The sequence below is a fragment of the Bacteroides sp. 90-K9/2 genome, from assembly GCF_047310725.1.
Lineage (GTDB): Bacteria > Bacteroidota > Bacteroidia > Bacteroidales > Bacteroidaceae > Bacteroides > Bacteroides vicugnae.
In genome coordinates this window covers 364,937-380,389 of the sequence record NZ_JBCGVL010000003.1, presented here as the reverse complement: position 1 = coordinate 380,389, position 15,453 = coordinate 364,937, and the positions used below count along the sequence as shown (strand labels likewise).

Below are 15,453 nucleotides of genomic sequence, written 5' to 3'. Positions count from 1 at the left end.
TTGACTTACAAGGGTTTTTGTTGGGGTGGAAGACCGGACTCGAACCGGCGACATTCAGAACCACAATCTGACGCTCTAACCAACTGAACTACATCCACCATGTTTGCGTTTCTCTAACGCGGTGCAAAGATAGATATTATCTTCTAATCTCCAAAAGATTCTGCTATTTTTTTTCGAAAAAAGTATATTCTTTTATTCCCCGATTGTGCTTGCTGAAAAGGGTTCGCGCATCATTTACAAAGATTTTCAGAGAGTTACGTGCTTGTAAAGGAATTGAATCAATCGGCAAATTGACTGGGAGCAATTGATGATTTTTTTTCCCTGATTGAATGGGACGGGCTGTCCATACCAAACTATAATCACAATTATTGAGGCGGACAGTGCTGTCTTTTACTAATTCCATTCTTACCATCAGTCCTCCGTCAGTGCGGCGGGCGGACATATTGGAAATATAATTTCCCAGCGAATAGGCTATGAGATGTTTGTCATTCGTCAGGCTGTCTGTGCGAACTTCGATGGGCTGAACTACGTGAGGATGGGAGCCGATGATATGGTTTACTCCTTTTTCAATCAGCCAATTGGCGAGGAATTTTTGCTCTTTGTCCGGGAGTGACTGGTATTCGATTCCCCAATGCATACAAGCTATGATGGCATCCGGCTTCATTGCTTTACTCTCTTCAATATCTTTGGCGATGATGGCTGTATCGATATAGTTCACGATATTAGGAGAGGTAACGGGGATGCCGTTTGTTCCATACGTGTAGTTGAGCAGAGCGATGCGGAATCCGTTCTTTTCTAATAAAAGAGGATATTTCTTTTCGCGTTCATCAGCGTTGATATACGTGCCTGCGTGTGGAACCTTTAAAGAGTCTATTAATTGAATGGTTCTCTCCAGTCCGGATTTACCACGATCGAGACTGTGGTTGTTGGCAGTCACTAAAACATTGAAACCTGCATCGTGAATTGCGGTCAGAAATTCGTCCGGCGCGCTGAAAGCAGGATAACCTTTGTAAGGTTTGCCTCCTAATGTCACTTCCAGGTTGGCGATAGAGAGGTCGGCTTTCTTTATCTCTTCTTTGACATACGCAAAGCATGTGGAGTAATCATAACCGGTCGATGTTCGTGCAGCGTTGATTTGTCCCTGATGTTGCATGAGGTCACCTACAAAAAGGAGGCGTAGGGTGTCGGTGGGGAAGATGCTGTCGGAAAGTCCGTCCGATAGGGTGTCAATGATAGAATCTCTCTTTGCCTGCGACCGGGAGGTGCAGGACAAAGAGAGAAGCAAAATCATCAGAAACAGGGTATGTCTCATTGATAAATAGCTTTCTTACCAGCTAAGAGTGTATTTTTCATTAACGATACAATCGTCATTGGTCCGACACCACCCGGTACGGGAGTGATGAATGAGCATTTCGGTGCAACTTCGTCAAACTTTACGTCACCTGTCAGTTTAAAGCCGGATTTCTTGGTTGCATCCGGCACACGGGTAGTACCTACGTCAATAACTACCGCGCCTTCTTTCACCATTTCGGCTTTTACAAAGTTCGGTTGTCCCAAAGCAGCGATAATAATATCAGCTTCCTGACATTCTTTTACCAGGTCTTTGCTACGGCTGTGGCATACGGTTACTGTGGCATCGCCCGGATAGGCTTTCTGCATCATCAGGGCAGCCATCGGTTTGCCGACAATATTGCTGCGTCCGAGTACGACGCATTTTTTTCCGGAAGTTTCTATGTTATAACGTTTCAACAATTCGAGGATGCCGTTGGGAGTAGCAGATACGTAACATGGAAGTCCGATGGACATACGGCCTACGTTGATCGGGTGGAAACCGTCTACGTCTTTACGGTAATCAATTGTTTCGATTACTTTCTGTTCGGAGATATGTTTGGGTAGGGGAAGTTGTACGATAAAGCCGTCCACGTCGTTGTCTTCGTTCAGTTCACGTACTTTGGCAAGCAGTTCTTCTTCGGTCACGTCACTTTCATAACGGATGAGGGAAGACTTGAATCCACATACTTCACAGGCTTTTACTTTGGCAGCTACATAAGTCTCGCTACCACCATCGTGTCCTACAAGAATAGCGGCCAGGTGCGGGCGTTTTTCGCCATGAGCCACCATTTCGGCTACTTCGGCTGCAATCTCTTGTTTTACTTGTTCGGAAATTGCTTTTCCGTCTATCAGAGTCATATTTTCAGAGTATTTATTGGTGATGGACAAAAGTAAAATAAATAACTGAACTCTCCAAAGGGATTGGAATTTTTGTCAAGAGATGAGTGGTATAAAAAAAGAGGGAGCCGAAACTCCCTCTTCTTACTTATCATTAGATTTGGATCTATTGAATGATTACTTTTTCATCTTAGGCATCATCTTACCCATTTTGCTGCTAGTCACCATTTTCATCATTTTGCGTGTCTGGTCGAACTGTTTCAGCAGGCGGTTTACTTCCTGGATAGTCGTTCCGCTACCTTTGGCGATACGCGTACGGCGTGAACCGTTCAGTATTTCCGGGTTGGAACGTTCTGCCGGAGTCATGGAATAAATAATGGCTTCGATGCTCTTGAAAGCATTGTCATCAATATCAATGTCTTTGATTGCTTTTCCTACTCCCGGAATCATGGAAGCTAGGTCTTTCAGATTACCCATTTTTTTGATTTGTGCAATCTGGCTAAGGAAGTCGTTGAAGTCGAATTGGTTTTTGGCAATTTTCTTCTGTAAGCGTTTGGCTTCTTCTTCATCGTATTGTTCCTGAGCACGTTCTACCAATGAAACGATGTCACCCATACCGAGAATACGGTCGGCCATACGGGCAGGGTGGAACTGGTCGATTGCTTCCAGTTTTTCACCTGTACCTACGAATTTAATCGGTTTGTTCACTACCGAACGGATAGAAAGAGCCGCACCACCGCGGGTATCACCATCGAGTTTGGTCAGTACCACACCGTTAAAGTCCAGACGTTCGTTGAATTCTTTAGCAGTGTTTACAGCGTCCTGACCGGTCATGGAGTCTACCACGAACAGAATTTCGTCTGGGTTGATTGCTTTTTTGATAGCGGCGATCTCGTTCATCATCTGCTCGTCTACTGCCAGACGTCCGGCTGTATCGACGATAACGAGATCGTATCCTTTGGCTTTGGCTTCCTGAATGGCGTGTTGTGCGATTTCTACCGGATCCTTGCTGTCCAGTTCACAGTACATCGGTACTTCAATCTGTTCTGCCAATACACGCAACTGTTCGATAGCTGCCGGACGGTAAACGTCACAAGCGACCAATAATGGCTTACGGTTCTTCTTGGTTTTCAGCATCCGTGCCAGTTTACCGGAGAAAGTGGTCTTACCCGAACCCTGCAAACCTGACATCAGGATAACTGCCGGACGGGCGTCGATATTGATCTCGGCTGTCTCTCCACCCATCAACAGTGTAAGTTCATCATGCACGATCTTCACCATCAACTGGCTTGGCTTCACAGCCGTAAGAACGTTCTGGCCAAGCGCTTTTTCTTTCACTGTATCCGTGAAATTCTTTGCAACCTTGTAGTTTACGTCGGCGTCGAGAAGTGCTTTACGTACGTCTTTCAGCGTCTCCGCCACGTTGATTTCGGTGATTTTGCCTTCACCTTTCAGAATCTTGAATGACCGTTCTAGTCTTTCACTTAAATTATCGAACATAGTTATTTAATTACGAATTACTAATTACAATTTACTTGGGCAAAAGAGAGACTTTTCCGTCTACTCTTTATTTGAGCTTGCAAATGTACAAAAATCTCTTGTATTTATATCTTTTTATTTTGCCATTTTGCTTTTTTGAGATAAATATAACTTGTGATCAACAGTAAGCTATAATACACAATCTCAATTGTAAAGCAGATTTCAATCGGTGCTTTCAGCCACATTCCGATGAAAACTATGTAGGACCCGTAGATGATGATTGTAATTGTTTCGAGCAACAGGGCTGCTTGTGTATTTCCTGTTCCGGAGATGCCGTTGAACACCACGTTGGCTACAGATGCGATAAGCATGGCGCAACAAATAACGTATACTGAGGGCACGGATTCCGTAATGAGTGCCGCTTCACTGGTGTAGATGGAGAGCAGGAACTCTGGAAATAATGCTGATACTGCTACTAATCCCAGCATGATGAAAAAGGAGAACCGGGCAATTTTATTGATGAGCGGCATCACGTGCTGGATACCTCCCGCACCGATGGCGTTGCTGACAAGACTGTTGGTGGTAGTAGCCAATGCATTGACCGGAATCAGCAGTACGACGTAGATACTCCGGACGATATTGGCAATCGCCAGTTCCCGTTGTCCCAACCGTTCTACGGCTACGAAGAATACGAACCAGGTAGCCATTGACAGGAAATATTGCAGCATAGTGAAACAGGAGATACTAAGTATCCGCATCAGCAATGCCGGGTCGAATGTACGCAGACGGTTCAGACCATATTTCTTCAAATCGACGGTGAGGTATGTGTAAATGACGAAAAAGAGAATGGAGGAAGCTTCTGCCAGTACGGAGGCGATAGCCGCTCCCTTGATACCCATTTCCGGCAAACCGAACTTTCCGAAAATTAATGCGTAGTCCAGTACTACATTGGTTAATGCCATGACGATAGCATTGATCGTTAGTACTTTAGTGCGTGTAATGCCGATATACAATGCCCGGAACATGACATTGATGAACGAGAAAAAGAATCCGTAAATACGCCAGTCCAGAAACTCCATCGTTCCCTCGTAGATGGATTCTGAAGAAACCAGCAAACGCATGATGTTTCCGCCGAATGCTTTGGTGAATCCGAATAGCAGCAGTGCCATCACGAACAGGAACATGACTCCTTGAATCATGACGGGACCGACATCCGAATAGCGTCCTTCGCCGTTGCGTCGTGCTATGACTATCTGCGAACCGGTACTGAATCCGAATGCGATGGTGAATACGCATATATAGAATAACCCGCCCATAGCCGATGCTCCAAGGGCTACCTCACTCACGTGTCCGAGGAATGCTGTGTCGGTGACATTGATGACATTTTGTGCCAGCAAGCTTAGTAGTATCGGATAACTGACACTCCAAATCTGTTTGTTGGTGTACATAATTAAGTGTTTAAGTTTACACTTTGCAAAGATAGTGCTTTATTTCGATTCGGAAACGATGGGGTAGATGAAAACAATTTCCGGACCTTCGGGAGTTTTATCGTTGACGAGATAGTTTCCTCCGAAATGTTTTAGCAATAACAGGTTTATATCATGCCGGATGATGGTTTCCTGTGATACGAATGCATGGTCTGCCAAAGGTGAATTAGTGATCCGGAAACGGAGCATATCTTCATCCCGGTTTAATGTGAATCGGATGATTCGTGCTTGTCTGTGTTCTTGCGGGTATACCAGTGCGCTAAGCAAGGCCTGCGTCAGTCGTGTTATATCGGTATGGATTTGAGCGTCTGTTTCACTGGAAAACTCAATCTGGATACCTGTTTTCTCGTTTTGCATCTGCGCCATGCAACATGCTTCCTTACATAGGGTAGTGGCATCATAGTCTTGCAACTGGAACTTCATCATTTGGGCTTCCAAACGGGATAAGTCGAGAACGTCATTGACAAGTCTCATTAACTTCTCCGAACTTTTGTGGATGATGTTTGAGTATTCTTGCCTTATTTCCTTGTCTATGTTGGGTTCACTGGCTATGAGTTGTGAGAAACCGACTACATTGTTGAGCGGGGTACGGATGTTATAGCTCATGTTGGACAGGAAGCGATTTTTTATTTCATTGGTTTTCCGCACGTTTTCTGTTGTTTTCCGGATTTCGTTTTCTGCGTATTTGAGTGCTTTCCGTACCATAAAGAGTCGCGCCATAAAGATAAAAAGCAGAAGCAGGATAACAAATATAAAGATCAGATAGGTGAGCTGGAGCCGGTTGTTTTCCCTTTTTTGATCCAGTTCTGTTTTTTCGATATTGTATTTGCTCTGTATCTGTGCCATCTGATTGTTTGAGAGTACAGTGGCTGTCGAGTCTTTGATGGCGAGTGCCTCCTCATACAGAGGGATGGCTTTTTCGCTTTGCCCTGCCTGTTTCCATATTCTGGCCTTTTCGAGTAGCTGTTCGGCATAGTCGCTTGTGAAGTCTTTCTTCAACATCGTCAGTGTCGTGTCGATATAATCCGATGCCTGTTGGTAGTCTCCAATTGCTTGGTGATATTTGGCAAATGTGTCGAAATAGAGTACTTTATACATGAAATAAGTATTCTCATCCAGATATTCTTTAGATTTTACAAGATGTTCATAAGCTTGTTGCGGCTGATGGGTATTCAGGTAATAATAGCTGTAGAACAGTTCATTGAACAGATATACATCGGCAAACCCCGTTTTTAAAGATGGGTTCGCACTGATATGGTTATGAAGGGTGTTTTCCAGTTCCTGCAGATATTTGAGTAGTTTTTTATTATCCTTCTTTTCTTTGACAACGGATACTAACTGTGATAATACCGAGATACGGACCACCGGATTTTCTGTCGGGGTGAGTAGCTGGTAGGCAGTCTCCAATGCTTCTATTCCTTTATCCCAGCGCTGACTGCCGATATATGCATTGCTTAGGCATTGATAGGCGGCTATACTCCCCCGGTTACTATTCCTTTGGGAGGCTTGCTGTTGCATCTTTTGAGATTCGTTGATAGCAAGTTCATATTGTTCGTTGAATGTGTACAGATCTATCTGGAAACGTTTGGCATCAAAGAAGTAATTCCATAAATCTGATTTCCGGGCATGAGGCTCCATTATGGTGAGCCATTTCGCTACACTGTCTTGATTATTACGATTGTAATAGTATAAGATATGGTAGTAAGCGGCCAGACCGGCGTATCTGTCGTTTCTCAGTTGCAATGCTTCTTTCATTAATACATCTGAATATTGGATACATTGCTGGTTGTTTTGTTCTATTCTGATGATTTTATTAAGAACATTCAGCCGTGTCGTATCGTATGGTAACGTTTGCAACACCTTTATCAGGCTATCTGATTCCAAAACAATCTCGGTACTGGCTTTTCCGGTGAAGGCGCAGCATAATAGAAGGAACAGGAGCAGGACTTGTTTCATTCGGCTTCCTCCTTTCCTGGTTGCTCATGGTAAATAGGGTGTGTGAACAGGAAACGGGCTCCTTCCTTATAATTGGAGTCAATCCATATTTTGCCGCCCAGCTGTTCGACAATGAGTTGGCAGATAGACAAGCCGAGTCCTGTGCCTTGAGCATTTTCATTTAGTTTCTCAAAACGGTTGAATATTTTATTCTGATTCTCCGGAGAGATACCGCAACCGGTGTCGGTCACAGAAAACAGTGCTATATCTTCTGTCTGTTTTTCCAGTTCCATGGTGATGGAGCCTTGCGGAGTAAATTTGGTTGCGTTGATGAGAAGGTTGATTAATAATTGTTGCAACCTTGCATTGTCTGTCGTCAGTTCTAATGAATGGAGAGAGGTTGAAAAACGGACGTTTGCATTTGTCTGTTTTATTTTCTCAACCATGTCGATAACATTTTTGCATATTGCTACTGCATCACACCGCTCATATTTGAATTTCATCTTGCCCACTTCGAGACTGGACAAGTCGATTACGTCGTTAATCAGCTTGAGTAACAGTTCTGAATTTTGCTGAATAATATCGCTACACTGTTTCCGGGTCTCGTTGTCGATGGATTCTTCCGTCAGGATAGAGGAGAAGCCGGACAACGCATTGAGTGGTGTCCGAATTTCATGGCTCATGTTGGAAAGGAAAAGGCTCTTTGCCCGGATGGAATTTTCTTCTTGCTTTTTCGCTTTTTCCAGTTCCTGTTGTGATTGGCGCAGTTTTTTATTCCCTCGTTTGACCAAAAGGATGAAAAATACAATCAGTATGACAATGAATAGGATGGTAAACCAACTCCAGAAAAGGATTGTCTTCTGTCTGTTTAAGTTGTCCAGTTCGTTTTTGTCTATTTGGTAGAGGGTGTGTAATTCGTTGATTTGGCGAATATAATTCATTGCGTCCAAAGAGTCTTTGTACGTATTGAATATTTCATAGGCTTCACATGCTTCCTTGCCTTTTCCCATCAGGGCAAGTATGTGGGCACGATCCTTTTGTACTTGCAAGGATGTGTATGAGTTGGTAGTTCTCGTATGCGAAAGTAATTCATCAAGTGTGGTTAATGCCTGAATGTACTCTTTAGATTCAGTGTAGTAGCAAGAGTACAAGTATTTAATCATTAAATGAAAATATGGGTACAGATGCTGCTGACTGATTTGCTTGGCTTGCTGTATGTGGTTTAATGCTTCGGGAAGATGGTGTGTCTGAATACGGTAGAATGCCTGACAGTAAACTAGATGAAAGTCGTCTTGTGGATTCCCGCCTTTGTCAGTAACAGATTCGAGTTCCCGGATATTGTCTTCTATATCTGTCATTTGATGATATTTGAGCTTGGTCAGAATGAGTTGGGGCAGAATTGTTTTGACATATTGGCTGGCATGAGGGATTTTCCGGATCACTTCTAATGCTTCCCTGTATGATTCGATGGCGGCTTGTGGCGTTGATGAACTTAAATAAGTATTTCCAATGGCGTGTAATGCGAGTGCTGTCCCCAGAGGATAATCCATTTCTTTGGCTTTCTGGTACATCTGGTTGGCCTGATTGATGGCAAGACTGATGTTGCCTTCTGCTATCAAGGCCTGAACGGTCAGCAAATTTATTTGAAATAGGAGTGGATATTGTTGTTTCTTTTGTAATTCCGGTTCTAAAAGTTTTTCCCAGGCAATGATGCTGTCGATAGGGATGTCCGGACTGAATGGATGATTATATTCAAGTAAAGGTTGTAATAAAGAAAGACGATCTGAATTTGTACGTGCTGCATATAAGGTGACCGATATTAATACGGTTACGACTATTGCAATTATATGACGTCTGTATTTTTTCACTTGATATAAGAATTGCTTGCTTGTAAGTTTATCTGCAAAAGAACTAAAAAGAGTGAAGATTACAAAGAAATCTTCACTCTTTTTTATAATTTATTTTCTTTTGAGTATCTCTCGTGCCCCAGGGCCCTCGTGGTTGGGGTAGCCGGGAGTATGGTTTCTGCATCGTGGATCGGCATCTACTTTCAAACTCCGGTAATCATCTTTGGTGCGGGCGATGTAATCATCAAGCATGGCACGGTGTTCGGCGAGAACCTTACTGTATTTAGGGTCTTTGGCGAGATTCTTGCGTTCTCCCGGATCCTTTTTCATATCATATAGCTCTTCTCCGTTACCTTCCAGATAGTGAGTGTACTTGTATCTCGGTCCGCGTACCATACGTCCGGGAGTAACGACATATTCATATTCGCTATGCCATTCGGAAACTACATAAGGGTGAGTTTTTTTCTGTTTCTCCCCTTTTAATATAGGTGCAAGGCTGATTCCCGGTTTTTCGGCCGGAACGGGAATTCCTGCCAAATCACAAAGGGTAGGCAGAAGATCTAACGTAGGCTGTGTCAATACTTGGTCTACGGGCTTTTTCTGTTGTTTGATGCCAGGACCTGCAAAGATAAACGGTACGTTGGTCATTTCATCATAGAAACTGATGTGCTTGGTCACCATGCGGTGTGAAGCCATTCCATCACCATGGTCAGCCATGATAATAACGATTGTGTTTTTTCCGGCAGGAGTGGAGTAGAGGGCTTTCAATACGCTGTCTACTTGCTTGGAAACCATCTTGGTATAGTGTTGGAAAGCGGCAATGTAATGACGGTAATTCTCTTCATTCCAATGAGCGGCCTGGGTCATGCGGCGATGGCTGCAGCAGATGTATTGCACTGGTTTAGGGATATTGCTCCAGTCTTCTACATCGAAATTGGCCGGTAGCTCCGGAAGGGTTCCACTGATGGCGCGGTCGGTATGTATTCCTTCGTTTGCTCCTACAAATCCGCAGATATTGTGAGGGTTCTGAAAATCGGCAATACAGATGAATGGTTCTTCCGGCGGATTACTTAGATAAGCAACAGCGTCTTCACATGTTCCTACGTCCAGGAAACTGTCGTTATTAACCGGGAATTCCGGATCGGTGAATGGCTTGGCTACCGGTTCTTTATGCTTGAATCCTCTAAGTGAACCCATGTCGTGTGTTTTTCCGAAGTGTACGGCTTCATAACCGTTTTCAGAGAAAAGGCTTCCTAATGTCGGTATGTTTTCGGGAATACGTGAGTTGATAGGTTCGCTGGAGTTGGAGCGTACATTGGTTTGATGAGGCATCATGCCACTCCATAAAGCAGCACGTGAGGGTTGGCTGAGAGGGCAACCTACATAAGCATTGGAGAAGATAACTCCTCGTGAAGCGACTTCATCAATAGGGAGGGTACAGCCTTGTGTTTGTCCGTAAGCTCCCACAACACGTTGTGTAAGATGGTCGCACTGAATAATCAGGAAATTGGGCTTTTCTTGAGCCTGTGCTGTCACGCTGCACAGGGCTAATCCCATGAATGGATAAATAGTTTTCATTACTGGTTAGAATTAAGTAATATTTGATTTGGAAGCAAAAATAGGAAAAAAGGAAACGTAAAAAAGGGTGAGGTAGTGGTTTTGGACGCAAATGAAAGTATTTTGTACAAAAATGAAAGGTTGGCTGGCCGTTAGGGGGAACTATCGGTGATGGGAGTTGAATGATAAGTGATAAACGGCAGGTGATGAGTCATAAAACGGGTTACTGAAAAAGAAAACGGTGAATAAACTGCACTTGTTATGGCGCAGTTTGTTCACCGTTCATTTATAAGTTTGCTGTTGATTAGCTGTTCATGCTCATCAGGAATTCGTCGTTGTCTCTGGTTTTTTCCAGACGGTCTTTAACGAAGTCCATTGCTTCGATCGGATTCATGTCGGCAAGATATTTGCGTAATATCCACATGCGGTCAAGGGTTGTTTTATCAAGCAACAGGTCGTCGCGACGAGTGCTGGATGCGGTAATGTTGACTGCCGGGAAGATACGTTTGTTGGACAGGTTGCGGTCGAGCTGCAACTCCATGTTACCTGTACCCTTAAATTCTTCGAAGATAACTTCGTCCATTTTAGAACCGGTATCGATCAGTGCGGTAGCAATAATGGTCAGTGAACCGCCGTTTTCAATATTACGGGCAGCACCGAAGAAGCGTTTTGGTTTATGAAGTGCATTTGCATCCACACCACCAGAAAGAACTTTTCCGGATGCAGGAGATACTGTATTGTATGCACGAGCCAGACGAGTGATAGAATCAAGGAAGATAACTACGTCGTGACCGCATTCTACCAGACGTTTTGCCTTTTCCAATACGATACCTGCAATTTTTACGTGACGTTCTGCCGGTTCGTCAAAAGTAGAAGCGATTACTTCTGCATTAACACTGCGAGCCATGTCTGTTACTTCTTCCGGGCGTTCATCAATCAGCAACATAATCATGTAAACTTCCGGGTGGTTGGCTGCGATAGCATTAGCTATATCTTTCATTAAGATGGTCTTACCTGTCTTTGGCTGGGCAACGATCAATGCACGCTGACCTTTACCGATAGGAGCGAAAAGATCGACAACACGGGCAGACATAGAGTCTGAATAACCGCCTTTGCAAAGTTTGAACTTTTCATCCGGAAAGAGAGGTGTCAGATGTTCGAAAGGAACACGGTCGCGAACGAAAGCTGCGTCACGTCCGTTGATTTTCGAAACCTTTACCAATGGGAAATATTTTTCTCCTTCTTTGGGTGGACGGATAACTCCTTCTACTACATCACCGGTTTTCAGACCAAATAGTTTGATTTGAGACTGTGATACATAAATATCGTCCGGAGAAGAAAGGTAGTTGTAGTCGGAAGAACGGAGGAATCCGTATCCATCCTGCATAATTTCCAGAACGCCTACTCCGTTGAGAATATCATCGAATTCATAAGGCTTTTCGCGTTCAATAACCTTGCGTTCCTGCTGCTGTTGTTGTACCGGAAGATTTTCACCCGCATTGTTCTGCTGAGCGGCACGTGGCATCGGTAAGCGTTGTTGGTTTTGGTTCTGATTTTGATTTGGAATCTGAGCCTGATTCTGGTTATTGTTGTTACGCTGGAAATTATTATTGCTATTATTATTGGCGTTATTGCCATTGTTAGTAGCATTATTATTGCCGTTGTTATTGTCGCGTGGGCGAACAATACGCGGACGTTGCTGCTGGGATTGCTGCTGTTGAGATTGTTGTTGCTGTTGAGGATGAGGTGATTGTTCCGGTGCTGTCTGTGCTGATTCTGTTTTGGTAGCTTCGAATTTTCCGAATAGTTCGGTAGGAAGCTCTATTTTTTCAGAAGGCAGATCTTCGATTGGAATAAAATCATCGTCGTCAACGTTGGACAGGATATTACTTTCCTCGTCGATAACGGGGGCAGCTTTCTTTTGTGGTTTATCTATAACCTTTTTCTCTACAACAGGATTGTTAGGTTCTGCAGCCGGTTTATTTGTTTCTGCAACAGGCTTATTCGCTTCTGATGCAGGTTTGTTTTTTGCTTTCTTCTCGGCTGTTTGCTGTTGTACCGGAGCCGTTTTTTCCTCAGTACCAGTAGCTTTCTCTGCAACAACAGGCTTAGACTCCACTACTTTGGGTGCTGCCGGTTTTGCATTTTCTACTTCTTTTTTCTCTTCTGCGTCAGAGTTCTTACGAGGACGGCCTACTTTACGCTTGGGAGTAGCAGTGTTTTCTGCTTTAGCTTCTACAACAACAGTTTCTTTTTCTTTGTTTGTACTCTCTTCTTTTTGGGAAGGTTGTGGTGCCGCTTTTACAGGAGTGGGCTCTTTTGTCTTGTTAGCCTCTCCACTCTTTGTTGCGGAAACCACCTTGTCTTCTTTTTTGGTAGGAGCTACCCGTGAACGCTTTTTCTTTTGTTCTTCATTTTTGCGTTCTTCTTTTAGTTTATCTGCGGCAACTTTTTTTGTAGCTCCTACAATGGCCTGTTCATCGAGTATTTTATAAACAAGGTCTTCTTTTTTGTATGAGTCTGCTTTTTTTATGCCTAACTCTTTGGCAATAACTTGAAGTTCCGACAGATTTTTGTCGTTTAATTGGATAATGTTATACATATAGTATGGTAAGTTATTAATATTTCTTTTTTTGCTGAATTATGGACAGCATTACTACAGCTCATGGCTACAGATATGCGAGCATACGTTTTGTTTTTTATTCTGAATTAGGGATGTATATGTTGAATCGTAGAATGTTTCAACGGGGCAAAGATAATAATTTTTTTTGGTTTCATGAACAATCAAACATTTTTTTCCACGTAAAAGTGTATCTTTGCTACATAAAAGAAAATAGTATGACAGTAAATGAAGCTCATTTAATTTATTTTTCGCCTACACACACATCTAAACAAGTTGCGGAGGCGATTGTTCACGGAGCGGGCATAAAAAATATTTTTCCTATCAATGTGACACAGCAGATTGCAGATGAAATTGTGATTCCTACATCTTCTTTGGCTATTATTGTAGTGCCTGTGTATGGAGGACATGTCGCTCCTCTGGCAATGGAGCGTTTGCAGTATATCCGTGGAGTGGATACTCCTACCGTTTTGGTAGTGGTTTATGGAAATCGTGCTTATGAAAAAGCTTTAATGGAACTGGATGCTTTTGCTATTCCTCATGGATTTAAAGTAATAGCCGGGGCAACTTTTATTGGAGAACATTCATATAGTACCGACAAATATCCGATTGCAATGGGACGTCCTGATGAAACGGATTTAGCCTTTGCGGTGGAGTTTGGGAAGAAAATCATGGAAAAAATACAGACAGCTGATAATATGGATACCCTTTATCCGGTGGATGTACGTGCTATCAAGCGTCCGAGTCAGCCATTTTTTCCTTTGTTCCGTTTTTTGAGGAAAGTCATCAAGTTACGTAAAAGTGGGACACCGCTTCCCCGGGCTCCTTGGGTGGAAGATGAGAATTTGTGTACCCATTGCGGGTTGTGTGTGGTCCGTTGTCCGGCAGGGGCTATAACGAAAGGGGACGAGCTACATACGGATGAGGCTAAATGTATTAAATGTTGTGCCTGTGTAAAAGCTTGCGTTAGGAAAGCAAGGGTATATGATACCCCTTTTGCAGTTTTGTTGTCAGATTGCTTCAAGAAACAGAAGTTGCCTCAAACTATTTTGTAGATCACGACGCGCTTGGTCGTTTCATCAATACGAAAGCGGTTGTCTGTTCGTTCGCCTATCAGCCATGCGATGTGTTCTCCACAGCAGAGTACCCATTGGCGTTCTTTTTGGCTGATAGAAAATTTGCGGTCGGTCAGATAATCGCTTATTTTTTTCTTTCCTTTCATTCCAAAAGGGATAAAAGTGTCTCCCGGTTGCCATTTCCGGTAATGAATTTCTCCATTCAGTTTGTCGGCATCAAAACAGGCTATTTTCTTTTCACGTGGAATGAGAAAATCCGGGGTGTACTCTCTTTCCTCTTTGGTGATTTGAAAAGGAGGAAGAACCTCATTTTCAGATTCAATGGTTTCTATTAATAAGAATTCTCTGTCTTTTATCACTCTCCATTCTTTGCTGCAGAATTGCTTGCCCGGTTGGCTATGAAGCGAATGGGCGATATCTTTGATTTGTGCGGAATTGAATCCTAGAGGATGCAGGACTTCGAATAAGATAGCTTCGGGTGCCGGTTCCTTAACCAAATCACTGATTCGGACACCTTCTGCTGTAATGATTTTCTTTTTAGTCGCCTCTATACATTTATTATATATAGTGGCTACATCATTCAGATAATTACTCGTATCTATCAGAGTGTTTTTGACTGACGGATTAATTTCCTGCATGAGGGGAAGGAGGTTGAGCCGGATCTTATTACGGGTATATTCGTCTTCCAGATTGGTGCTGTCTGTCACATAATCTTGTCCGATGTTTTGCAGGTAACGAATTATTTCTTCCCGGTTGATGCAAAGCAGAGGGCGTACGATGGCTCCATTACGGGGGCGGATTCCTAACAGACCGGTAATTCCTGTTCCCCGAATCAGGTTAAGTAGTATAGTTTCTATGCTATCATCTTGGTGATGGGCCACAGCGATAACATCTGCCTGATATTCTTTTCTAATTTTCTCGAACCATTGGTAGCGGAGTTCCCGTGCGGCCATTTCAATCGAAATATGTTTTTCCGTTGCATATTGGGTCGTGTTGAAATCAATGGTATGTAAATGGATTTCCATTCTTTCGCAAAGTTGGCGGACAAATAACTCGTCCCGGTCTGACTCTTTGCCTCGCAAGTGGAAATTACAATGTGCGGCTTCGCAATGATAACCTGCTGTATGCAGAATATATAGCAATGCTACCGAGTCGGCACCACCACTCAATGCGATCAGGATTTTATCATCCGGTGAGAACAAATGTTCCTTTTCTATATATTTTGTAACGCGTTGTTGTATCATGCCTGCAAAGATACGAGTTTATCAATAAGTTTTTTTATT

Annotated in this window: 10 protein-coding genes and 1 tRNA gene; 1 reads left to right on the top strand and 10 read right to left on the bottom strand. The window is 43.3% G+C overall.

Features of this window, described 5'->3' with window-relative positions:
- Positions 1 to 21: 21 nt before the first annotated feature.
- From AAHJ11_RS10960 to rho, 9 genes are all read right to left on the bottom strand, one after another.
- A tRNA-His gene (locus AAHJ11_RS10960) sits at positions 22 to 98 on the bottom strand.
- A 65-nt stretch (positions 99 to 163) separates the two neighbouring features.
- Positions 164 to 1,312 carry a CapA family protein gene (locus AAHJ11_RS10955; protein ID WP_320979107.1) on the bottom strand — a complete coding sequence of 383 codons (1,149 nt, stop codon included), beginning with the start codon at positions 1,310 to 1,312 and terminating at the stop codon, positions 164 to 166.
- The gene (gene folD / locus AAHJ11_RS10950; protein WP_148364743.1) at positions 1,309 to 2,190 is read right to left on the bottom strand and encodes a bifunctional methylenetetrahydrofolate dehydrogenase/methenyltetrahydrofolate cyclohydrolase FolD; all 882 of its coding nucleotides are present in this window, start codon (positions 2,188 to 2,190) and stop codon (positions 1,309 to 1,311) included. Before folD ends, AAHJ11_RS10955 begins: the two co-directional genes overlap by 4 nt.
- A gap of 156 nt (positions 2,191 to 2,346) precedes the next feature.
- Positions 2,347 to 3,669 carry a signal recognition particle protein gene (gene ffh, locus AAHJ11_RS10945; RefSeq protein ID WP_320979106.1) on the bottom strand — a complete coding sequence of 441 codons (1,323 nt, stop codon included), beginning with the start codon at positions 3,667 to 3,669 and terminating at the stop codon, positions 2,347 to 2,349.
- A gap of 104 nt (positions 3,670 to 3,773) precedes the next feature.
- The gene (locus tag AAHJ11_RS10940; protein ID WP_195649505.1) at positions 3,774 to 5,096 is read right to left on the bottom strand and encodes an MATE family efflux transporter; all 1,323 of its coding nucleotides are present in this window, start codon (positions 5,094 to 5,096) and stop codon (positions 3,774 to 3,776) included.
- A 39-nt stretch (positions 5,097 to 5,135) separates the two neighbouring features.
- Entirely contained in the window at positions 5,136 to 7,091 is a 1,956-nt protein-coding gene (locus AAHJ11_RS10935) for a sensor histidine kinase (RefSeq protein ID WP_148364746.1), read from the bottom strand.
- Positions 7,088 to 8,938 (bottom strand): sensor histidine kinase, encoded by a 1,851-nt coding sequence (locus tag AAHJ11_RS10930; RefSeq protein ID WP_195649503.1) that lies wholly within the window; start codon positions 8,936 to 8,938, stop codon positions 7,088 to 7,090. Before AAHJ11_RS10930 ends, AAHJ11_RS10935 begins: the two co-directional genes overlap by 4 nt.
- A gap of 90 nt (positions 8,939 to 9,028) precedes the next feature.
- Positions 9,029 to 10,495: a sulfatase gene (locus tag AAHJ11_RS10925; protein ID WP_167511758.1), complete on the bottom strand. Its 1,467-nt coding sequence runs from the start codon at positions 10,493 to 10,495 to the stop codon at positions 9,029 to 9,031.
- 283 nt (positions 10,496 to 10,778) lie between these two features.
- Positions 10,779 to 13,076 carry a transcription termination factor Rho gene (rho, locus tag AAHJ11_RS10920; protein ID WP_217721156.1) on the bottom strand — a complete coding sequence of 766 codons (2,298 nt, stop codon included), beginning with the start codon at positions 13,074 to 13,076 and terminating at the stop codon, positions 10,779 to 10,781.
- 236 nt (positions 13,077 to 13,312) lie between these two features.
- Between rho and AAHJ11_RS10915 the strand changes: the two genes are divergently transcribed.
- The gene (locus AAHJ11_RS10915) at positions 13,313 to 14,149 is read left to right on the top strand and encodes a 4Fe-4S binding protein (RefSeq protein WP_195649502.1); all 837 of its coding nucleotides are present in this window, start codon (positions 13,313 to 13,315) and stop codon (positions 14,147 to 14,149) included.
- On the opposite strand, the gene tilS is transcribed toward AAHJ11_RS10915, so the two are convergent.
- Positions 14,134 to 15,414: a tRNA lysidine(34) synthetase TilS gene (tilS, locus tag AAHJ11_RS10910; RefSeq protein WP_413579523.1), complete on the bottom strand. Its 1,281-nt coding sequence runs from the start codon at positions 15,412 to 15,414 to the stop codon at positions 14,134 to 14,136. The two genes, AAHJ11_RS10915 and tilS, sit on opposite strands and share 16 nt — an antisense overlap.
- Between the last annotated feature and the right edge of the window lie 39 nt (positions 15,415 to 15,453).